The following is a 22386-nucleotide window of genomic DNA, read 5'->3' on the forward strand; positions in this document are numbered from 1 at the left end:
TGCACGTAACTCAGTCGTTAAAACGTTTCAACATCGAGGAGACGAGACGGTGGATCGACCTCCCGTGGTGGCGCTGGACGAGGTGAGCAAGTCCTTCGGCGCCGTCCGCGCGTTGTCCGGGGTGTCGCTGCGGCTGCTGCCCGGCGAGGCCCACGCGCTGCTCGGGGAGAACGGCGCCGGCAAGTCGACGCTGATCAAGACCCTGGCCGGCGTGCACCGCCCAGACTCCGGGCGGGTCGAGGTCGACGGCTCCGAACGCAGGTTTTCGACCCCCGCCGACGCGCTGGCCGCCGGCATCGCGATCATCTACCAGGAGCCGACGCTCTTCGGCGACCTCTCGGTGGCCGAGAACGTCTTCATGGGCCGCCAGCCGCTCGGCTTCGGCCGCCGCATCGACGAAGCCGCGATGCACGCCCGCACCTCGGAGCTGTTCTCCCGCCTGGGCGTCCGGCTCGACCCGGCCCGGCCGGCCCGCGGACTGTCCATTGCGGACCAGCAGCTCGTCGAGATCGCCAAGGCGCTGTCGTTCGACGCCCGTGTGATCGTCATGGACGAGCCGACGGCCGCGCTGTCCGCCCACGAGGTCCAGCGGCTCTTCGGTGTGGTGCAGGCGTTGCGCGCACAGGACGCGGCCGTGCTCTTCGTGTCGCACCGTCTCGACGAGGTGTTCTCGCTCTGTCAACGCGCCACCGTGCTGCGCGACGGCGAGTTCGTCTGGTCCGGCCCGCTGACCGACGAGACGCCGGACTCCCTCGTGCGCCGGATGGTCGGCCGCGAACTCTCCCAGCTCTTCCCCAAGGAGGACACCGCCGCCGGCGACGTCCTGCTCTCGGTGCAGCGACTCACCCGCGAGGGCGTGTTCACCGACGTGTCGTTCGACGTCCGGGCCGGCGAGATCGTGGCGCTGTCCGGGTTGGTCGGCGCCGGCCGCAGTGAAGTCGCGCGGGCGGTGTTCGGCATCGACCGCCCCGACGGAGGTTCGGTGCACGTGCGCGGCCGGAAGCTGAAGTACGGCTCCCCCACCGCCGCGATGGCCGCGGGCATCGGCTTCGTGCCGGAGGACCGCCGCCAGCAGGGCCTCGTGATGGACGCGTCGATCGAACGCAACACCGCGCTGGCCTCGCTGGGCCGGCTCTCGACGTTCGGCTTGCTGCGGCGCAGTTCCGAACGCGCGCTGGCGCAGGACTGGGCGGTCAAGCTGCGGCTGAAGTTCGCGAAGCTGAGCGACCCGGTCGGCGTGCTGTCCGGCGGCAACCAGCAGAAGGTCGTGCTGGCGAAGTGGCTGGCGCGCAAGCCTTCCGTGCTGATCGTGGACGAACCGACGCGCGGCATCGACGTGGGGACGAAAGCCGAGGTGCACCGGTTGCTGTCGGAGTTGGCTGGGCAGGGCGTCGCCGTGCTGATGATCTCGTCGGAGCTGCCGGAGGTGCTCGGGATGGCCGACCGCGTGCTGGTGATGCACGAGGGCCGGCTCGTCGAGGAGCTGTCGCGGGCTGAGGCCACCGAGGAACGGGTGGCGATGGCTGCCGCAGGACAGGCGGTGACGCGATGACCACCCAACTCGACACCGCCGCCGCCCCACCCTCCGCACGCCGCACCGCGGCCCGCCGCCTCTCCACCCGAGTCGGCCGCGTCCGCGAGCTGGGCATCGTCGTGGCCCTGGCCCTGGTGGTCATCCCGACGGCGATCGTGAACCCGAGGTTCATCCAGCCCCAAAGCCTCCGCGACCTCCTCCTCAACGCCTCGATCGTCGCCCTCCTGGCAGTGGGCCAAACTCTGGTCGTCATCACCCGGAACGTCGACCTCTCCGTGGGCTCGGTCCTGGGCCTGGCGGCTTTCCTCACCGCACAGCAGTTCGCCGACCATCCCGGCACCCCGCTGCTGGCCGGCATCGGCTTCGGCGTGGCGGTGGGCCTGGCCTGTGGTCTGCTCAACGGACTCCTGGTGGCCCTGGGCAACGTCCCGAGTCTCGTGGTCACGCTCGGCACCCTCTACGTCTTCCGCGGCATCGACTACGCCCTCGCCCAAGGCAGGCAGGTCAACGCCGCGAACCTCCCGGACGCGCTGCTGAACCTCGGCAGCGCCCGCGTCCTCGGCATCCCGATCCTGGTGCTCGTCACCGTCGTGGTGATCGCGGTGGCGGCGGTCTACCTGCGCTCCTACCGCTCCGGCCGCGAGCTGTACGCGATCGGCTCCAACCCGGAGGCCGCCACCCTCGCGGGCATTCCGGTGGCCAAGCGCACACTCACCACGTTCGTCCTTTCCGGACTGGTCGCGGGACTCGCCGGCGCGCTGTGGGTCGCGCGGTACGGCACGGTCGACGCGGCGGCGGGCACCGGGCTGGAACTCCAGGTCGTGGCGGCCGTGGTGGTCGGCGGCGTGGCGATCTTCGGCGGGTCCGGGACCGTGGCCGGTGCCGCGCTCGGCGCGCTGTTGCTCGGCACGATCACGAGTTGCCTGGTGGTGCTGCAGATTCCCGCGTTCTGGCAGCAGGCCATCGCGGGCGCGTTGCTGCTCAGCGCCATCACGGTCGACCGGCTGCTCGCACTCCGACTGGCCAAGGCCTTGCGCACCTCGGAAGGAACCAGCCATGCGTAACCTCCTGCGGTGGGAGACCGCACTGGTGTTCCTGCTGATCGTCGTGGCCCTCACCGGCCAGGTCAGCACGGACGGGTCGTTCCTGTCCGGCGGCAACCTCTTCTACCTCGGCCTGGACATCGGCGAGATCGCGCTGATCGCCCTGCCGCTGACGCTGGTGATCGTCGCGGGCGAGATCGACCTGTCCGTGGCCTCGGTGCTCGGGTTGTCCAGCGCGTTGATCGGCTGGCTGTGGAACGCGGGCTGGTCGCTCGAACTGATCCTGCCGACCGTCATCGTGGTCGGCGCGATCTGCGGAGCGTTCAACGGATTCCTGGTCACGAAGCTCGGACTGCCGAGCCTCGCGGTCACCATCGGCACGCTCGCCCTCTACCGCGGCCTCGCGCTGGTGGTGCTGGGCGACACGGCGGTCGCCGACTTCCCGGCGAGCTACACGGCGTTCGGCACGACTCCGGTGCCCGGAACCAACATCCCGTACCCGATCGTGCTCGCCGCGATCCTCGCCGTCCTGTTCGGCGTCGCGCTGCACGCCAGCTCGTTCGGCCGGTCCGTGTACGCGATCGGCGCCAACGAGGAGGGCGCGCGCTTCTCCGGCATCCGGGTCAAGCGCGTCAAGCTGATCCTGTTCGTACTCGCCGGAGCGGTCGCCGCGATCGCCGGCATCGTCTACACGTTCCGCTTCTCCAGCGCCCGCGCCGACAACGGTCTCGGGCTCGAACTGGCCGTCGTCGCCGCCGTGCTGCTCGGCGGCGTGTCCATCTTCGGCGGCAAGGGATCGCTCTTCGGCGTGCTCGCGGGCGTGCTGCTGCTCGGCGGTCTGCGCAACCTGTTGATCCTGCAAGACACCTCCACGGAGGTCCTCACCATCGTCACCGGCCTTCTGCTGCTGGTGAGCGTTCTCGCCCCTTCCATCACCCGTCGCGTTGGAACTCTGCGAAAGGCCACACCGTGAAGAACACACGTCTAGTGCTCGCCCTGGTGGTGTCCGGGGCTGTCGCGCTCACCGCGTGCGGTGGCACCACGAAGGACAGTTCGAGCCAGCAGTCCGGCGGCACCACCAACGCCGCCAAGGCCGACCCGAACGCGCCGATGAAGGAAGGACTCAAGATCACCTTCCTGCCCAAGCAGGTCAACAACCCGTACTTCACGGTGGCGCAGAAGGGTGCCGAGCAGGCCGGTACCGCGATCAAGGCCGAGGTCAAGGCCACCGGCCCGTCCGACGCCGCCGCGAGCTCGCAGGTCACCTACATCAACACCGCCGCGCAGCAGAAGCAGAACGCGCTGGTGATCTCCGCGAACGACGCCAACGCCGTCGCACCGGCGCTCAAGTCGGCGCGTGGCCAGGGCCTGAAGGTCGTCACCTTCGACTCCGACGCCGCACCGGACGCCCGCGACGTCTTCATCAACCAGGCCACCTCGAACGAGATCGCGGCCGGCCAGGTGAAGCTGATCTCCGAGGCGGTCGGCGGCAGCGGTGAGATCGCGATCCTGTCCGCGACCCCGAACGCCACCAACCAGAACGCGTGGATCGAGGTCATGAAGACCGAGCTCGCGAAGCCCGAGTACTCGGGCCTGAAGCTGGTGGAGACCGCGTACGGCAACGACGACGACCAGACGTCGTTCCAGAAGACGCAGGGTCTGCTGCAGGCGCACCCGAACCTCAAGGGCATCATCTCGCCGACCACCGTCGGTGTCGCCGCCGCGGCTCGTTACCTCAGCTCGTCGGAGTACAAGGGCAAGGTCCAGCTGACCGGCCTCGGCACGCCGAACCAGATGCGCAAGTTCGTCCAGGACGGCACGGTGAAGTCGTTCGCGCTGTGGGACCCGACCAAGCTCGGCTACCTCGCCACCTACACCGCGGCCGCGCTCGCGTCCGGGCAGATCACCGGTGCGGAAGGCGAGAAGTACAAGGCCGGCGAGCTCGGCGAGTACACGATCGGCGCCAAGGGCGAGGTCGTGCTCGGCCCGCCGCAGGTCTTCACCAAGGACAACATCGACAAGTTCGACTTCTGACATGCGGGTCTGCTTCACCTTGCGGGTTCGCCGCGACCGGCTCGACGAGTACCGGGCGCGGCACCGCGAGGTGTGGCCCGAGATGCGGGCCGCCCTCAGCGACGCGGGCTGGCGCAACTACAGCCTCTACCTCGCCGGGGACGGCCTGCTGATCGGCTACCTCGAGTGCGACGACTTCGACGCGGCACTGGCCGAGATGGCACGCACCGAAGTCAATGCCCGCTGGCAAGCCGAGATGGCGGAGTTCTTCGAAGGCGACGGAAACGCCGACGAACGGATGCGGCCGCTCGACGAGGTCTTCCACCTCGACTGAGCACAATGGAGAAAAGATGAGCGTGAAGGACGCGTTGCGGGAGCAGCGGATCGAGACGCCGTCATGGGCGTACGCGAACTCCGGCACCCGGTTCAAGGTGTTCGCGCAGCAGGGAGTTCCGCGCACGCCGTACGAGAAGATCGACGACGCGGCGGTCGTGCACCGGCTCACCGGTGTCGCACCGACGGTCGCGCTGCACATCCCGTGGGACAAGGTCGACGACTACGGCAAGCTCGCGTCCTACGCGCGTGACCGCGGCGTTGCGTTGGGCGCCATCAACTCCAACGTCTTCCAGGACGACGACTACAAGCTGGGCAGCGTCTGCCACCCGGACGCCGCCGTGCGCCGCAAGGCGATCGGGCACCTGCTCGAGTGCGTCGACATCATGGACCAGACGGGGTCGCGGGACCTGAAGCTGTGGTTCGCCGACGGCATCAACTACCCCGGCCAGGACAACCTCCGCGCCCGGCAGGACCGGCTCGCCGAGGCGTTGCGGGAGACCTACGACCGGCTCGGCGCCGACCAGCGGATGCTGCTGGAGTACAAGCTCTTCGAGCCGGCCTTCTACGCGACCGACGTGCCGGACTGGGGCACGGCGTACGCGCACTGCCTGCAGCTGGGCGACAAGGCGCAGGTCGTGATCGACACCGGTCACCACGCGCCGAGCACGAACATCGAGTTCATCGTGTCGTTCCTGTTGCGCGTCGACAAGCTCGGCGCGTTCGACTTCAACTCGCGGTTCTACGCCGACGACGACCTGATGGTGGGCTCGGCCGACCCGTTCCAGCTGTTCCGGATCATGCACGAGATCGTGCTGGCCGACGCGCTGAAGCCGGCCGCGGGCATCGCGTTCATGCTCGACCAGTGCCACAACATCGAGCCGAAGATCCCGGCGATCATCCGCTCGGTGCTCAACGTCCAGGAGGCCACGGCCAAGGCGCTTCTGGTCGACCACGAGGCACTAGCTCAAGCACAACAGGCCGGTGACGTGCTCGCCGCGAACGGCGCCTTGATGGACGCCTACAACACCGATGTCCGCCCATTGCTCAAAGAGCTGCGCGAGGAGATGGGCCTCGATCCCGACCCGATGGCCGCGTACCAGCGGTCCGGGTACGCCGAGCAGATCGTCCGTGAACGAGTCGGCGGCGAGGCCGCCGGATGGGGTGCCTGAGATGACTGAGGTGGAAGCCCTCCTCCACCGTTCCAACCGGCTGGGAGCCGACCCGCACAACACCAACTACGCGGGCGGCAACACGTCGGCCAAGGGTGAACAGCTCGACCCGGTCACCGGTCACCCGGTGGAACTGATGTGGGTCAAGGGATCCGGCGGTGACCTCGGCACGCTGACCGAGGCCGGGCTCGCGGTGCTGCGGCTGGACCGGTTGCGCGCGCTGACGTCGGTCTACCCCGGTGTCGAACGCGAAGACGAGATGGTCGCCGCGTTCGACTTCTGCCTGCACGGCAAGGGCGGCGCGGCGCCGTCGATCGACACGGCCATGCACGGTCTCGTCGAAGCGGCGCACGTCGACCACCTGCACCCGGACGCGGGCATCGCGTTCGCCACGGCCGCCGACGGCGAGGCACTGGTGAAGGCGTGCTTCGGCGATCGGGTCGTGTGGGTGCCGTGGCGGCGGCCCGGTTTCCAGCTCGGGCTGGACATCGCGGCGGTCAAGCAGGCCAACCCGCAGGCCATCGGCGTGATCCTGGGCGGGCACGGCATCACCGCGTGGGGCGCGACGAGCGAGGAGTGCGAGGCCAACTCGCTCGACATCATCAACACCGCCCAGCGCTACCTCGACGAGCACGGCCGGGCAGAACCGTTCGGCCCGGTGGTCCACGAACCACTGCCCGAGGACGAACGCCGCGTGCGCGCAGCCGAGCTCGCGCCGGTGATCCGCGGCCTGGCGTCCACGGACTCCCCGCAGGTCGGCCACTTCACCGACGCCGACGTGGTGCTCGACTTCCTGTCCCGCGAACGGCATCCCGAACTCGCCGCCCTCGGCACGTCGTGCCCCGACCACTTCCTGCGCACCAAGGTCCGGCCGCTGGTCGTCGACCTGCCGCCGACCGCACCGCTCGCAGACGTCGTCGAGCGGCTGGAACACCTGCACGACGCCTACCGCGACGACTACAAGGGCTACTACGAGCGGCACGCCGAGCCGGACAGCCCGCCGATGCGCGGAGCGAACCCGGCCATCGTGCTCGTGCCGGGCGTCGGCATGTTCAGCTTCGGCAAGAACAAGCAGACCGCGCGAGTGGCCGGCGAGTTCTACGTCAACGCCATCAACGTGATGCGCGGCGCCGAGTCGGTCTCCCGGTACGCCCCGATCGAGGAACGCGAGAAGTTCCGCATCGAGTACTGGGCGCTCGAAGAGGCCAAGCTGCAACGAATGCCGAAGCCCAAGCCCCTCGCCACCCGCGTCGCGCTGGTCACCGGTGGCGGCTCCGGCATCGGCAAGGCCATCGCGCGACGACTGGCCGCCGAGGGCGCGTGCGTGGTCGTTGCCGACCGCAACGGCGACGCTGCGCGTGAGGTCGCTGAGGGCATTGGCAACACCGACGTCGCAATCCCCGTCACCGTCGACGTGACCGACACGGCGGGCATCGCCGCAGCGTTCCGGGCGGCGTCGCTCGCGTTCGGCGGCGTGGACCTGGTGGTCAACAACGCCGGCCTGTCGATCTCCAAGCCGCTCGCGGACACCACCGAGGCGGACTGGGACCTGCAGCACGGCGTGATGGCCAAGGGCTCGTTCCTGGTCTCGCAGGCCGCCGCCAAGGTCATGCGCGCCCAGCGGATGGGCGGCGACATCGTCTACATCTCCAGCAAGAACGCGGTCTTCGCGGGCCCCAACAACGTCGCCTACGGTGCGGCCAAGGCGGATCAGGCGCACCAGGTCCGGTTGCTGGCGGCGGAGCTCGGCGCGGACGGCATCCGCGTGAACGGCATCAACCCGGACGGCGTGGTCCGCGGCTCCGGCATCTTCGCGGGCGGCTGGGGTGCCCAGCGCGCGGCCGTCTACGGCGTGCCGGAGGAGAAGCTCGGCGAGTTCTACGCCCAGCGCACCCTGCTCAAGCGCGAGGTGCTGCCCGAGCACGTGGCGGCGGCGGTGTTCGTGCTGACGGCGGGCGACCTGGCGCTGACCACGGGCCTGCACGTGCCGGTCGACGCCGGTGTCGCAGCGGCGTTCCTGCGATGACGGCAACCGTCACGGCCGTCGACCTCGGCGCCTCCAGCGGCCGCGTGCTGCTGGGCCGCGTCGGCGACGGCAAGCTGCACACCGAGGAGGTGCACCGGTTCCCCAACGGGCCGGTGCACCTGCTCGGCCGGCTGCACTGGAACGTTCTGGCGCTGTACCAGGAAGTGCTCACCGGGCTGCGACTCGCGGCGGAACTGGACGCCGTCGGCCTCGACAGCATCGGCATCGACAGCTGGGCGGTCGACTACGGCCTGCTCGACGCACGTGGTGCGCTGCTGGGCAACCCGGTGCACTACCGCGACTCCCGCACCGAGGGCATCACCCCGCCGGACGGCCTGTACGAGGTCAACGGACTGCAGTTCCAGCCGTTCAACACGATGTTCCAGCTGATGGCGGAACCGCTGCTGCCCCACGCGCAGCAGCTCCTCCTCATCCCGGACCTGCTCTCGTACTGGCTGACCGGCGAGCGCGGCGCCGAGTACACCAACGCCACCACGACCGGGCTGATCGACGTCCGAAGTGGACAGTGGTCGGCCGAACTGACGAAGGATCTGCCCGCAGGCCTGCTGCCCGACCTGCGCCACCCGGGCGATCCGGCCGGCACGTACGAGGGCGTCCCGGTCACCGCGGTCGGCTCGCACGACACCGCGTCCGCAGTCGTCGCGGTGCCGGCCGAGAACGACCGGTTCGCCTACATCTCCTGCGGCACGTGGTCGTTGGTGGGCGTCGAGCTCACCAAACCCGTGCTCACCCCGGAAAGCCAGGCCGCGAACTTCACCAACGAGGGCGGCGTGGACGGCACGATCCGCTACCTCCGCAACGTGATGGGCCTGTGGCTGTTGCAGGAGTGCCTGCGGTGCTGGGACACCGACCTGGAGCCGTTGTTGCAGGAAGCCGCGCACGCGACAGGATCGGTGTTCGACCCCAACGACCCGGTGTTCCTCCCGCCCGGCGACATGCCCGCGCGGATCCAGGAGCGGTGCGGGAAGACCATGACCAGGCCCGAGATCGTCCGGTCCGTCCTGGACAGTCTGGCAATCGCGCACCGCGACGCCATCGCGGACGCCCAGCGGTTGTCCGGCAAGGAGGTCGAGGTCGTGCACATCGTCGGCGGCGGCTCGCACAACGAGTTGCTGTGCCAGCTCACCGCCGACGCGTGCGGTCTCCCCGTGGTCGCAGGGCCCGCCGAGGCGACCGCGCTGGGGAACGTCCTGGTGCAGGCGCGTGCCGTGGGCGCGGTGCACGGCACGCTGGCCGACCTCAGGACGCTGGTCAGGGAGTCGCAGCCGTTGCGGCGCTATCTCCCCCGCTGAGCAGGAGGTAGGCGCTGGCCGTCCAGGTGTAGGCGCGGTCGCGCAGGCCCTGCCCGGTGAGCGCGTCGAAGTTCTCGGCGAACCCGGACTTCTCGCACGTCGCCCGGAACCGCGCGCTCACCTCGTCGGCCAGCTCCACCGCGCCACCCCGGCGCAGGCCGTCCTCGATCAGCACGGTGGCCGGGGCCCACACCGGGCCCCGCCAGTAGCCGTCCGCCTCGTAGTGCGGCGAGCTGGGCAGTTCGGTGGCCGGACCGACCGACGTCAGGTGCTCGGCGACCCCGGCACACAGCCGGTCGAAGATCTCCCGCGGCAGGTGCTCGCCGAGCACGACGGGCATGAGGTCGAGCAGGCTCGCCGTGGCACGCAATTCGCCCGACACCACGCCACGGCTGACGAACCTGCTGCCGTCCCACAGTTCCTCCAGCAGCGCGGACAGCATTTCGTCAGCCCGTTCCGCCCACGGCGTCGCGTCCCCCACCTCGGCAGCGAGCACGGCCAGTTCCTTCATCTGCAGCACCAGGAACGCGGCGAGGTCGGCCGACTCCACCAGCCGTTCGCGGGCGAACACCGTGGAGTTGTCCCAGCCGCTGTCGTTGCCGTGCTCGTAGAACGGGAGCCGCCGGCCCGGCGCGCGCCGGTGGTCGAGCCAGAACGACGTCCACGCCGAAAGCCGCCGGTAGGTGAGCTCCGGATCGGGCAATCCACCGGGCAGCCGTGACCGCAACCGGCTGACGGTCCAGCCGTGCACCGGCGGCTTGACGAAGTTGCGCAGCACCTCGGAATGCGTGATCGAGTCCGGCAACGCACCCTGCGCGTCCTGGTGGTCGAACACCAGCTGGAACTGGTGCCAGGCCAGCTCCGGCGCGCCGGGCGCGAGGGCCAGCGCGTTGAAGCAGTGGTCCCAGCTCCACACCTTGTCCATCCAGTGCTTGGACATCAGCACCGCCGGACGCGTGACGAACCCCGCCGGGGCGACGGTGGCCGACCAGATCACGTAACAGGCCAGCTCGGCGGCAGGTGCGTGCGACGGTGCCACGGCGTCGGCGAACCGCCCGAACTCCGCACGTGCCGCAGCCACCGCGCGGTCGAAGCTCGTGTCGTCCCGGAACGGCACCCGCGCTGTCGTGAGCTCCTCGATCACCAGCTCCCACGGCTCCTCGCCCAGGACGACCGCCCGGTCCGCGGTCCCGAGCTCCTCCGCGCCGACGAGCTCCGACTGTCCGGAAAGGACTGCGACGCGGAACCGGTGCCCGGTCTCGTACGAGGTGAAGACCGCGCCGCCGGACGGGTCGGGGAAGAAGTACGTGCCGGTGAACGGAGTCAGCGTCCGTTCGGCGGCGGCGACCCGCATTCCCAGGCCGCGCCCGGTGATCCGGAGCGTGTCCGGAGCCGAGTAGACGGCCCGGATCTCCGCCTCGCCGCTGCGCCACGTGAGCACCGCGGGTTCGGCAATGATCTCGGTGGGCCGCGAGGGCACCAGGGACAGCACGGCGTGCATGCCGTTGCGGTGCGACACCACGTGCACGTCCTGCGCGTACCTGGCCAGTCCCACCACCGGCGAGAGGCCGAACCACGCGCCGGCACGGCTGAACGGGATCTCCCGCACGGAGAACTCGGTGGCCACAGGGTTTCCTCTCAGTCCTTGACGGCACCGGACGTGACACCCGCGGCGACGAACCGCTGAGCCACCACGATGAGCACCGTCGCGGGCACGGACGCGACCACGGCGGTCGCCATGATCGAGTTCCACTCCTGGTTGTTGTTGCCGATGTAGCGGTAGATGCCGAGGGTGACCGGTTGCAGCCGGCCGCCCGAGTCGAGCGTGGCGGCGAACAGGAAGTCCGACCACGCCCACAGGAACGAGAACAGCGCGGCGGTCACCACGCCGTTGCGGCTCGCGGGCAGCACGATCGAGACGAACGACCGCCACGGCCCGGCACCGTCGATCTTCGCCGCCTGCAGCACCTCGTCGGGCACGGACGCCATGAACGAGGTGAGGACCAGCACGGCGAACGGCACCGCGATGGTCGAGTCCGCGAGCACCAGTCCCCACCAGGTGTTCGTGATGCCGAGCTTGACGTAGATGCCGTAGAAGCCCAGCGCCATGATGATTCCGGGAATCATCTGCGCGACCAGCAACAGGAAGCTGAGCGTCTGCCGACCGGCCGGGCGGAGCTTCGCGAGCGAGTACGCGGCCGGTGCCGCGAGCACGAGGGTCAGCACCACCGTCCCGAGCGCGACGAGCAGGCTGGTGCCGAGGTACGGCAGCTGCTCGCGCAGCACCCGCTCGTAGCCCTCGGTCGTGGGGTTGACCGGGAACAGGCTGGGCGCCTTGCGCATGTCGCTCATCGGCGTGAGCGACACATTGATCATCCAGTAGACCGGGAACAGCATCAGTGCCGTCAGCAGCACGCCGACCGCGGTCCTCATGAGAGCTCCTGCCTGCGCTGCATCCGGATGTACAGCAATCCGGCCACCACGGCGATCAAGATCAGCACGTTGCCGACGGCCGCACTGGGCCCGAAGCGCGGCAGCATGTTGCCGAACCCCAGCTCGTACGACCAGGTGGCGAGGGTGGTGGACGAGCCGCTCGGCCCGCCCTTCGTCATGATCCAGATGACGTCGAACACCTTCAGCGTGTAGACCAGCCCGAGCAACAGCGTGATCGCCGACACCGGCCGCAGCAACGGGAACGTGACGCGCCAGAACGTCTGCCAGCCGTTCGCACCGTCCAAAGCGGACGCCTCGTACACCTCGCGAGGGATGTTCTGCAGCCCGCTGTAGAGCACGACGAGGTTGAACGGGATGCCGATCCAGATGTTCGCGATCGTCACCGCCACGAGCGACCACTGCGGCGAGGTCAGCCAGTTGACCTGAGTCAGGCCCACGCCCTCCAGCACCGCGTTGACGAGACCCGACTCGCTGTTGAGCAGCCACGCCCACGTCGAGGCCGAGACGATCAACGGCAAAAGCCACGGCACGAGGAACAACGCGCGCAGCGTCGCCGACAACCGGAACCCGCGCGCGAAGAACAGCGCCGCGGCGAGGCCGATCGTGTACTGGAAGAACAACGAAACCAGGGTGAACAGGACCGTGTTCACCAACGCCGTGCGGAAGGTCGGGTCGCCGAACACAGTGGCGTAGTTGGCGAACCCGACCAACGGCGCACCGCCGTGCACGAACGAGCGCACGGTGTACCCGCGGATGCTCAGATCGACGTTGGTGAACAGCGGATAGGCGTAGCACACCGCGAGATATGCCACGAGCGGGAGCAGGAACGCCCACGCGGCCAGCCTCGAACGCACCTACTTCACCGCCGCCTGGGCGTCCCGCAGTGCCGCTTCCGGCGTCTTGGCACCGGTGAGCGCGGCCTGCACGGCACCCCACAGCGGCTGCGAGATCTTGGGGTACTTCGTGCCGAGGTTGTCGCCGGTACGTCCCTTGGCGCTCTTCACCGCCTCCACCCACACAGCCAGCTCCGGCTGGGCCGAAACCTGTTGCTGCTGCACGGAAGGCACGGCTGAGATGTAGGTCAGCGCGGTGTCGGCGGCCAGCACCTTGTCCGGTGCGGTGAGACACGTGGCGATGCGGCCGGCCTTCGTCTCGGTGTCCTTGTTGTTCTGCACCGGGACGGTGACGAACTCACCACCCGTCGGCGCGGGCGCGGTTCCGCCGGTGCGACCGGGAATCGGGATCACGCCGTACTCGAAGCCCGCCTTCTTCGCGTTCCCGAGCTGCCAGGTGCCGTTCTCGGCGAACGCGTACTCACCCGTGGCGAACTCCTGCCAGCTGGTGGTCTGGGTGTTGTTCACGATCGAGTTCGGCGCGTAGCCGTTGTCCAGCCACGACTTCCACAGCTCGAGCGCGGACTTCCCCGACGGCAGGTCGGTCAGCGACCCGTTCGCGCCCCAGAACCACGGCAGGAACTGGAAGGTGCCCTCCTCGGTGCCGATGGCGGAGAAGGTGATCCCCTTCTTGCCGGCGGCCTTCACCTTGGCCAGCGCGGCGTTCAGCGAGTCCCAGTCCTTCACCGACGCCGGGTCGACGCCCGCGGCGGACAGCACGGCCTTGTTGTAGTAGAGGGCCAGGGTGTTCGCGCCGATCGGCACGCCGTAGGTCTGGCCGTTCAGGGTTCCTGCGGCGGCCAGGTTCGGCGAGACCTGCGAGGCGTCGAGGCCTGCTTCGGAGTTCGCCTTGAGCACCCCTCCCTCGGCGAGCGTGGACACCACCGGGTTGTCCAGCACCAGCACGTGCGGTGCGGTGCCCTGTTGCGCGGCGAGCAGGACCTTGCTGGTCAGGTCCGTGGTGTCGTAGGCCTGGCGCTGGATCTTGACGCCCGCCTCCGATCCACACTTGTCGATCGTCTTCGCCCACTCGGACTCGGCGGTGAACTGCGGGTACGGGTCCCAGACGGAGAAGGTGTCCGGGGTCGTGGTGGCCGGCGTGGACGAGCAGGCGGCCACGGAGACGACCAGGCCGAATGCGGCCAGCAGTCTGGTGGGAAGAGTTGCGGGGAACACGGAGGGGTCCTTCCTGGCGGCTGCGCTGACGGCAAGAGGTCGAACCGGTTCGACTTGTGGAAGTGGGCGTCAACGTAATCCGCCGCCCTGCTGTCTTGCAAGAGGGAAAGTTCTACGATGGCGCGCAGTCGAACCGGTTCTCAACACACGTGGGGCAGCGATGAACATCGGAGAGATCGCCAAGCGGGCCGGGGTGTCGCGGAGCACGGTGTCGTACGCGCTGAGCGGGAAGCGCCCGGTGTCCGCGGCGACCGCCCAGCGGATCAACGACGTCATCGACGAGCTCGGCTACCGGCCCAACGCCAGCGCCCGCGCGCTCGCCGAAGGACGCACCCGCACGTTCGGGCTGGTGATACCGCCCGCGAGCACCCGGCTCACCGACGTCCAGCTGGCGTTCGTCGCGAGCGTCGTGGAGGCCGCCGCGACCCACGACCACGACGTGCTGCTGTCCCCCAGCGGCGGCGACCACGACCGGTCGTTCGAGCGGATCGTCACCGGTCGCCGCGTCGACGGCGTGATCCTGATGGAGATCCTCCTGCAGGACCCCAGGGTCGACCGGCTGACCAGCGCCGGACTGCCGTTCGTGACGATCGGCCACGTCGCCGACCCGGCCGCCTCGTGGTGGATCGACGTCGACTACGCCGGGCTGATCACCCGCTGCGTCCGCCACCTCGCCGACCTCGGCCACTCCGACGTCGTGCTGATCAACCGGTCCGACGAGCTGGTCGCCGCGGGCTACGGCCCGGCCCTGCGCGCCACGACGGCGTTCGCCGAGACCGCCGAGGAGTGCGGCATCACGGCCCGCACGGTGTGCTGCGCGGACGAGGCGGCCGCCGGCATGGCGTGCGTCGACGAGATCAGGACCCGCTGGCCGGACGTGACGGCGGCGGTGACGATCAACGAGGCGGCGCTGCCCGGCGTGCAGCGGGGTCTGCACCGGGCCGGGCTCGACGTGCCGCGAGACTTCTCCCTCACCGGCGTGATCGCGGACCGGCTGGCCGAGGACTTCCACCCGCCGCTGACGGCCGCCGACGTGCCCGCCGGCGACATGGCGCAACTGGCCGTCGACCTGCTGCTGGAGCAGATCAACGACCCGTCCGCGACGCCCCGCCACCGCATGTTCGCACCGTCGATCACGCTGCGCTCCAGCACCGGAGCGCGCCGCCGCCCCTGACCCCGGCACGCTGAACGCGATGAAGGGACCCTTCATCGCGCTCCAACGCGAGCTCGAACCGGTTCGACAAGGTTGTTCCTTGCGTTTCCTGAAGGTGTGCGCGTACGTTCTCGATCTGATCGAACCGGTTCGACCTCCGTGTCCCCTGTCTCGTTCGGAGTCTCCATGGTTCAACGACGAACTGCGCTCGCGTTCGCCGCGATGCTCTCGGCCGCACTCCTCCCCGCAACCACGAGCGCCGCTGCCACCAGCACGCTCACCGTCGATCTCGCCACGAGCACCGGGGCGTTCCACGGCGGCGCCGCCGGCTCCCTGTACGGCGTCTACGGCCCCGGTGTGCCGAGCAACGCGGCGCTCGCCGGGTTCTACCCGAAGACGCTCGCCACCAAGGCCCAGGACGGTCCCCAGCACCCCGGCGCCGACGCGCTCGAGGTCGCGGGGCCGTGGGTGGCCAACGGCGGCGGCGACGTCTACATCTACATGACGGACATCTACCGGGGCTTTCCCTACCAGCGCGCGCAGGGTCAGGCCGGCCGGGACGACTTCCGCGCCAAGGTCGAGTCGCAGGTGCGTCAGGTGCTCGGCTCCGGCCACCGCGACAACGTCGTGTACGTGCCGTTCAACGAGCCGGAAGGCAACTGGTACGGCACGGGCCAGTACAGCTACAACAACATCAGCTGGCTGACCGACCCGAAGTACTTCTTCGAGGAGTACAAGCAGATCCACGACCTGATCAAGGGCCTGGACCCGAAGGCCCGCATCGCCGGGCCGAACACGTCCCTGCTCTACGACCAGGTCAAGGGCTTTCTGCAGTACTGCAAGGCGAACAACTGCCTGCCGGAGGTGACGACCTGGCACGAGCTGTCGTCACCGGACGTCGTGCGCAAGAGCGTCGCGAAGTACCGCGGCTGGGAACGCGAGCTCGGCATCGCCCCGCTGCCGATCAACATCGACGAGTACGCCTACCGCTACCACCTCTCGGTGCCCGGCCAGATGATCCAGTGGATGTCCGCGATCGAGGAGTCCAAAGTAGACGCCGACCTGGCGTACTGGAACATCGACGGCAACCTCAACGACTCGACGGTCGAGGCCAACAAGGGCAACGGCCAGTGGTGGCTGTTCAACGCCTACGGCCAGATGACCGGCGACACGGTGCGCGTGACGCCGCCCTCGCCGGGTCAGCAGTACACGTTGCAGGGCATCGCCACGCTCGACAAGGACAAGCGCCAGGCACGGACCATCTTCGGTGGCGCGAACGGAACAGCGGACGTCAAGTTCACCAACGTGGACCGGAAACTGTTCGGCAGCACGGTGCACGCCAGCGTCCGCGAGATCCCGTGGACCGGCCAGGTCGGCGACTCCCCCGAACCGCGCCCGTTGCTCGACACCAGGCTCGCGGTCGCGTCCGACGGCAGCGTGACCCTGCCCTTCACCGGGCTGAAGGAGATGTCCGCCTACCAGGTGATCCTCAGCCCCGGCGCGAGCGGCAACACCACCGCGGTGTCCGTGCCGTGGAGCCAGACCTACGAGGCCGAGAACGCGCGCCACACCGGCACCGGCTGGAGCCTCAACGGCCCGGAAGGCAGCCCGCAGAACGTCAGCAAGTTCGCCACCTCCGGCAACTACAACGTCGGTGGCCTGCGCACAGGTTCGAACGTCGTGCTGTCGTTCGACGTCGACGTGCCGCGCACCGGCGTGTACGACCTGAGCGTCTTCTCCAGCACGCACAACAAGTACGCCAGCGTCGTGCAGCAGGGCCCAACCAACGTCTTCATGCGCATCGACGGCGAACGGCCGCAGGAGCTGCGTCTGCCCGTGTCGTACCAGTGGGTGGTGTGGGACCACACCGACACTCGCGTACAACTGAGCGCCGGCAAGCACACGATCACGCTCGCCGCGTCCGACCCGCAGCTCGGCACGACCCGTGGTGACGCGATCATCGACAAGATCGACCTCACCGCCGTGGACGCGAACACCGACGGACGGTCGGTCTACGAGGCCGAGTACGCCGCCCTCGCCAAGGCCCGGATTCAGTACAACGTCCAGAGCTCATCAGGCCCCGGCGTCGCCAGGATCGGCTCGGGACAGTCGGCGACGTTCTGGGTCCACTCCGACCGCGACGGCTACTCGACCGTGTCCTTCGACCACACCGGCGGCGGCCTCGCGTCGGTGCAGCTGAACGGGCGCAACGTCGACGGGCTTCTGGTCGGCGCGCAAAACGGAACCCAGTCCGTGCCGCTGTTCCTGTCGGCCGGCATCAACCAGCTCAAGGTCACCGGCACCGTGGGCGGTCTTCGACTCGACCGCGTGCGCACGTCCCCCGCGTTGCAACCGACACCGGCGAAGGTCGAGGCGGAGAGCGGCACGGTGACCGGCGCCGCGCGGATCAGCACCGAGTTCTCGTTCGCTTCCGGTGGTGTGGCGACCAACGTCGGCGACGGCCCGGCCAACGCGCTCACGGTGCAGGTCAACGCCACCCGGCCGGGGCAGCACGTGCTCGTGGTCCGGTACGCCAACCCGCAGGAGTCCATTCCCACCCACTACAACCCGGATCCGGTCGCCCGGCACGCGGACATCTCGGTCAACGGCGGGCCGGCGAACCGCGTCGACTTCCCGAACACGTTCCACGCCAACCAGTTCCGCGACCTGGCGGTGCCCGTCTGGCTGAACCCCGGGGCGAACACGATCAAGTTCACCTCGAAGGAACTCCCGAACTGGGACGGGAAGACGTACAACGAGTACGGTCAGCGCTCGAAGTTCGCTCCCGAGATCGACTACGTGACGGTCGCACCGCTCGTGGGTCCCGAAAACTTTCGAAAATGAATTCGAAACCCCTAGTGATTGACGGCCTTTTGCGCACACTTTTACGTTGATCTCATGCGGAGACGGTCATTTCTCGGTCTGGCAGCCACCGGAGTGCTCACCCCGGCCGTCGCGCAAGCGGCCCCGAGGAGCCGGCGCTGGGTCAACACCTGGACGTCGATGCCGCAGCTGACCGAACCGCACAACATGCCGCCTCCGCCGTTCACCCAGGACGGTCTGGTGCTGGCCAACGCCACGTTGCGCCAGACCGTCCGGGTCACGACGGGTGGGCGGCGGATGCGGTTGCGCTTCTCCAACGCGTTCGGCGGCACGGTGCTGCCGATCACCGCGGTGACCATCGCGCTGCCGAAGGACGGCCACGCGGGTGTCAGCGCCATCCAACCGGGCACTGTCCGCCGCGTCACGTTCAGCGGACGGTCCTCAGTGGACGTTCCGAAGGGCGCGCTGGTCGTGTCCGACCCGCTGGACTTCACCCTGGCACCGGGCACGAACCTCACCGTGACGACCTACCTGGCGACCGGGCAGGCGTCCAACGAGATCACCTCGCACCCCGGCTCCCGCACCACCTCACACCTGCTGGTGGGCAACCACGTCGAGTCGGCCGACCTGCCCGGTGCCACGCCCACCGACCACTGGTACCTCCTCAGCGGCGTAGAGGTGCTCTCGACCGCGCCGGCGCTGGTGCTGATCGGTGACTCGCTGACGGACGGCCGGGGTTCCACCACCAACGGCAACAACCGCTGGCCTGACCAGTTCTTCGACCGGACGCGCGGCGACGTCGCGGTGCTCAACCAGGCCGCCGGCGGCAACCGCGTGCTCAACGACGGCCTCGGCCCCAGCGTGCTGGCCCGCCTGGACCGAGACCTCCTGGCACAGAGCGGCGTCCAATGGCTGCTGCTGTTCGAGGGCGTCAACGACATCGGCACGGCGGCGACGACCGAAGCCGCCCAGAAACAGCTGGCAGACGACCTGATCGCCGCCTACCAGCAAATCCTCGAGCGAGCCCACGCACACGACATCAAGGTGTACGGCGCGACGATCACCCCGTTCGGCGCCAGCTTCTACGACGAGGGCTTCCGCGAGGAGTCCCGGCAGACCGTGAACCGCTGGATCCGCACCAGCCGCAGGTTCGACGCGGTCGTCGACTTCGACGCCGCCGTCCGCGACCCGGCCAACCCGCGCCAGCTCCTGCCCGCCGCGGACGTCGGCGACCACCTGCACCTCAACCCGACCGGCTACCGCATGCTCGCCGAGGCCGTTCCCCTCAAGCTCTTCCGTTGAACGTCCACCTCCCGTGCGGCACGGTTTTCACTCCCGAGCCGGGCACGTGCACCTCAGCGGTGGAGCCCACCGGCACGTCGACGGTCAGCCGCAGCACGCCGTCGACCCGTGCCCACGCCACGCCGATGCGTCCGCGCACGCTATCGAACTCGAGGCGCGCCCACGACAGCCCGGCGGTGGCGTTGGGCCGCACGGTGAACTTCCGGTAGCCCGCGTCGCCCGGCACCAGTCCGGCGACGTGCTCGTACAACCACTGCGCGACAGTGCCTTTGAAGTAGTGGTTGCGCGAACGGGTGCCGGTGTCCCACATCTCCCACATGGTGTCGGCGCCGTTCGCGAACCAGTGGCCCCAGCTCGGGTACGAACGCTCGGTGGCCATGGCCGTGGCGACGTCCGCGTGTCCGTTGTCGCTCAAGGCTTTCAGCAGCACGCTCGCGCCGAGGCAGCCGACGTTGACGTGGTTGCCGTTGGCCTTCACCTCGGTTGCCAGCCGGTCGGCCACGGCCTGCACGGAGCCGGCGGGCACCATGCCGAACGCCAGCGGGATCGCGTTGGACGTCTGGCGGTAGTCCGATTCCTTGCCGGTGCGGTAGTGGCCCGCGCCGAGGAACGCGTTGTTGAACGCGGTCAGGAGGTTCGCGGCCACTTCGCGGTAACGCGGCATCGGTTTGCCGATGACGTCACCGAGTTCGGCGGTGTGCAGGAGGGCGCGGTAGAGGTAGGCCGTGGCGGTGAGCCTGGTGTCCTCCGGCGGGATGCCACCGGAGTTCGGCGGCAGGAAGTCGCCGAGCGCCGTGACTGCCAGCCCGTCGCGGAGCCTGCCGATCTCCCAGTCGAGGTACTTGGTGAGCACCGGCCAGTGCTGGGCGGGCAGGCGGTCGTCGCCGTAGACGCGGTACATCTCCCGCAGCACGAACGGGTACACCGTCGTCCACTCCGGCGCGGGCGCGAGTTCGCGATAGCCCCAGCCGCCGCTCGGCACGATCACCGGCAGCTGGCCGGCCTCGTCCTGGCTGTCCGCGAGGTCGCCGAGCCACTTGGTGAAGAACTTCGCCAGGCCGAACTCGGCCAGCATCGACGGTGCGCCGACCTGGGCGTCACCGGTCCAGCCGTTCTTCTCGTAGGTCGGGGTGTCGGTGGGGATGCCGTGCAGGTTGTTCAGGACGGTGCGGCGCATCGCGGCGTCGTACTGCTCGAACAACGGCTCCGAACACCGGAACGTGCTGGTGTGCTTGACGTCCGAGTGGACGAGGCGGCCTCGCAGCTTCGGTGCCGCCGGCAGTCCGGTCACCTCGACGTAGCGGAAACCCTTGTAGGAGAACTTCGGTTCCCACGTCTCCTCGCGGCCCGCGCAGATGTACTCGTCGAGCTGGATGCGGCTGCCGGTCACGTGCCCGTTCTCCATGCGCACGGTGCCGTCGGAGTTCAGCGTCTCGCCGTGCTTGAGCCGCACGACGGTGCCCGCGGGCGCGTTCACCGTGAGCTGCGTCCAGCCCGACATCGTCCGGCCCATGTCCGCGACGAACACGCCGGGCTTCGGTGAGCTGACCACAGGCGTGACCGACTCGATCACGCGGATCGGTTCGTGTTCCTGGGCTTTCAGCGTGCCCTTCGGTGCGGGCCGGACCGGCGCGGTCTGCCACTTGCGGTCGTCGAATCCGGGCTTGGTCCAGTCTTTCGGCGCGAGCCGGGCGTCGTAGGTTTCGCCGGTGTACTGCGAGTTCGACAGAGTGGGGCCGTCGGTGAGGCGCCAGGTCTCGTCCGAGGCGATCGTCGTGCGGGTGCCGTCCGGGTGGTCGATCTCCAGCTGTGCCAGCAGCTTCGGCTCGTCGTGCCACGGCGGGCGCTCCCAGCGCCACACGTTCGGCGTCTTCATGCCGTAGAAGCCGCGGCCCAGTGTCACGCCGATCGCGTTGCGGCCCGCGCGAACCAGCCCGGTGACGTCGTGCGTCGCGTACAGGACGGTGTTGTCGTAGTCGGTGAAGCCGGGATCGAGCACGCGATCGCCGACGCGCCGGCCGTTGACCTCGGTCTCGTGGTAGGCCAGTCCGCTGACGTACAACCTCGCTCTGGTGACCGGTTTGCTTATCGCGAACTCCTTGCGCAGCAACGGCGCCGGCTGCTCCTTCACCGTCACGTTCGAACCCCACGGCCCCTCGCCGTACGGGTTGTACACGGTCGCCGCAGTCCACGCCGAGTCGTCGAATCCCGGTGTCTGCCAACCTGCTTGCTCGGTGTCGGCCACCTTCCAGCCAGGACCGGTGACGAACTCCCGTTGGCCGCCGGGGAGGTCGACCAGCAGCCTCAGGAGGAACCCGGCTGGGCCGTCCGACCGGTTCGTGGCCCGCGCGGCCAGCACGATTCGCCTGCCGTTGATCAGCCGAGTGACGTCGGCGCGTTGGCCGACCTTCCACACGTCCGTCTGCTCCGGCACGTGCAGCGCCTCGGATCCGTTGACGTACAACGTGAAGTCGTCGTCCGCAGTCGCGACCAGCTGGGCTCTTGCCGCGTCCGCCGGCAGGTCGATCGCGGTGCGGAACCAACGGCTTTGCGGTGGCGTGGTCGCCGACCAGATCCACGAGGCGCCGGTGAAGCCGATCGAGGTGTCCGCGGCGCCGATCCACCGCGCCTGCCACGGCGTGCCCAGCAACGCGGTCTCCCACCAGCTGTTGCTGCTCCACGCCGACGACCTGCCCGAGCCGTCCCACACCCGCACCCGCCAGTGGTACCGCGTGCGCGGCTGCAAGGCCTTGCCGCCGTAGGGGATTCCAGTGGTGCGGTCGGAGCTCACCCGGCCGGACCGCCACACGTCGGCCCGGCCCGGCGCGGTGCCGACCTCCACCTGGTAGGCCGTCTGCCGGGCACCGGTGCCGCCCGCTGCCAGCACCCAGCCGAGCCGCGGCACCGCGACGTCGGTGCCCAGCAACGTCTCCGCGTACTCGACCGTGGTGCGCACGACCCGCACCCCGCCCGCCCGGTCCGGCGCCACCTCCGCCACCTCGCCCGCGTGGTCCTGCGCCGCCTCCGCCACCCCGACCGGCAACGCGCTCACGGACAGCCCGACCGCCGATGTTTTCAGGAACTCCCGTCGCCGCACGTCGTCTCCACCTTCGTCGCTGGATGAAACGTTTCAATTCCTGAGACGTCAGCC

General features: G+C 69.2%; 16 protein-coding genes. 11 read left to right on the forward strand and 5 right to left on the reverse strand.

The window, feature by feature from the left end; all coding sequences use genetic code 11:
- Positions 1–49 precede the first annotated feature (49 nt).
- Genes DI276_RS16935 through DI276_RS16970 form a run of 8 tightly spaced genes read left to right on the forward strand, consistent with a single transcriptional unit; the run spans position 50 to position 9434 of the window.
- Positions 50–1552 carry a sugar ABC transporter ATP-binding protein gene (locus DI276_RS16935; RefSeq protein ID WP_112264343.1) on the forward strand — a complete coding sequence of 501 codons (1503 nt, stop codon included), beginning with the start codon at positions 50–52 and terminating at the stop codon, positions 1550–1552.
- Positions 1549–2598 (forward strand): ABC transporter permease, encoded by a 1050-nt coding sequence (locus DI276_RS16940; protein ID WP_112264346.1) that lies wholly within the window; start codon positions 1549–1551, stop codon positions 2596–2598. Before DI276_RS16935 ends, DI276_RS16940 begins: the two co-directional genes overlap by 4 nt.
- On the forward strand, positions 2591–3550 hold the full coding sequence (locus DI276_RS16945; protein WP_112264348.1) for an ABC transporter permease: 960 nt from the start codon (positions 2591–2593) through the stop codon (positions 3548–3550). The genes DI276_RS16940 and DI276_RS16945 overlap by 8 nt, the downstream gene beginning before the upstream one ends.
- Positions 3547–4611, forward strand: a complete 1065-nt coding sequence (gene rhaS, locus DI276_RS16950) for a rhamnose ABC transporter substrate-binding protein (RefSeq protein WP_232836716.1) — start codon at positions 3547–3549, stop codon at positions 4609–4611. Before DI276_RS16945 ends, rhaS begins: the two co-directional genes overlap by 4 nt.
- A gap of 1 nt (position 4612) precedes the next feature.
- On the forward strand, positions 4613–4924 hold the full coding sequence (locus DI276_RS16955; RefSeq protein WP_112264350.1) for an L-rhamnose mutarotase: 312 nt from the start codon (positions 4613–4615) through the stop codon (positions 4922–4924).
- 16 nt (positions 4925–4940) lie between these two features.
- Positions 4941–6095: an L-rhamnose isomerase gene (gene rhaI / locus DI276_RS16960; RefSeq protein ID WP_112264352.1), complete on the forward strand. Its 1155-nt coding sequence runs from the start codon at positions 4941–4943 to the stop codon at positions 6093–6095.
- Between the two features lies 1 nt (position 6096).
- On the forward strand, positions 6097–8121 hold the full coding sequence (locus DI276_RS16965; protein WP_112264354.1) for a bifunctional aldolase/short-chain dehydrogenase: 2025 nt from the start codon (positions 6097–6099) through the stop codon (positions 8119–8121).
- Positions 8118–9434 carry a rhamnulokinase gene (locus tag DI276_RS16970; protein ID WP_112264356.1) on the forward strand — a complete coding sequence of 439 codons (1317 nt, stop codon included), beginning with the start codon at positions 8118–8120 and terminating at the stop codon, positions 9432–9434. The genes DI276_RS16965 and DI276_RS16970 overlap by 4 nt, the downstream gene beginning before the upstream one ends.
- Here DI276_RS16970 and DI276_RS16975 read toward each other — a convergent pair.
- Genes DI276_RS16975 through DI276_RS16990 form a run of 4 tightly spaced genes read right to left on the reverse strand, consistent with a single transcriptional unit; the run spans position 9394 to position 13957 of the window.
- Complete coding sequence (locus DI276_RS16975) at positions 9394–11061, reverse strand: amylo-alpha-1,6-glucosidase (protein ID WP_112264358.1); 1668 nt, start codon at positions 11059–11061, stop codon at positions 9394–9396. The genes DI276_RS16970 and DI276_RS16975 overlap by 41 nt on opposite strands.
- Positions 11062–11072: 11 nt before the next feature.
- Positions 11073–11867, reverse strand: coding sequence for a carbohydrate ABC transporter permease (locus DI276_RS16980; protein WP_112264360.1), 795 nt, complete (start codon positions 11865–11867; stop codon positions 11073–11075).
- The gene (locus DI276_RS16985; protein WP_112264362.1) at positions 11864–12742 is read right to left on the reverse strand and encodes a carbohydrate ABC transporter permease; all 879 of its coding nucleotides are present in this window, start codon (positions 12740–12742) and stop codon (positions 11864–11866) included. The genes DI276_RS16980 and DI276_RS16985 overlap by 4 nt, the downstream gene beginning before the upstream one ends.
- Positions 12743–13957 (reverse strand): sugar ABC transporter substrate-binding protein, encoded by a 1215-nt coding sequence (locus DI276_RS16990; protein ID WP_112264364.1) that lies wholly within the window; start codon positions 13955–13957, stop codon positions 12743–12745.
- Between the two features lie 160 nt (positions 13958–14117).
- On the opposite strand from DI276_RS16990, the gene DI276_RS16995 reads away from it, so the two are divergent.
- From DI276_RS16995 to DI276_RS17005, 3 genes are all read left to right on the forward strand, one after another.
- Entirely contained in the window at positions 14118–15131 is a 1014-nt protein-coding gene (locus DI276_RS16995) for a LacI family DNA-binding transcriptional regulator (protein ID WP_112264366.1), read from the forward strand.
- Positions 15132–15296: 165 nt separating this feature from the next.
- Entirely contained in the window at positions 15297–17954 is a 2658-nt protein-coding gene (locus tag DI276_RS17000) for a carbohydrate-binding protein (protein ID WP_112264368.1), read from the forward strand.
- A gap of 54 nt (positions 17955–18008) precedes the next feature.
- Positions 18009–19235 carry an SGNH/GDSL hydrolase family protein gene (locus DI276_RS17005; protein WP_112264370.1) on the forward strand — a complete coding sequence of 409 codons (1227 nt, stop codon included), beginning with the start codon at positions 18009–18011 and terminating at the stop codon, positions 19233–19235.
- Here DI276_RS17005 and DI276_RS17010 read toward each other — a convergent pair.
- Positions 19219–22332: a family 78 glycoside hydrolase catalytic domain gene (locus tag DI276_RS17010; RefSeq protein ID WP_232836717.1), complete on the reverse strand. Its 3114-nt coding sequence runs from the start codon at positions 22330–22332 to the stop codon at positions 19219–19221. The two genes, DI276_RS17005 and DI276_RS17010, sit on opposite strands and share 17 nt — an antisense overlap.
- Between the last annotated feature and the right edge of the window lie 54 nt (positions 22333–22386).

The sequence above is a fragment of the Lentzea terrae genome, assembly GCF_003265345.1.
GTDB classification, from domain to species: Bacteria; Actinomycetota; Actinomycetes; order Mycobacteriales; family Pseudonocardiaceae; genus Lentzea; species Lentzea terrae.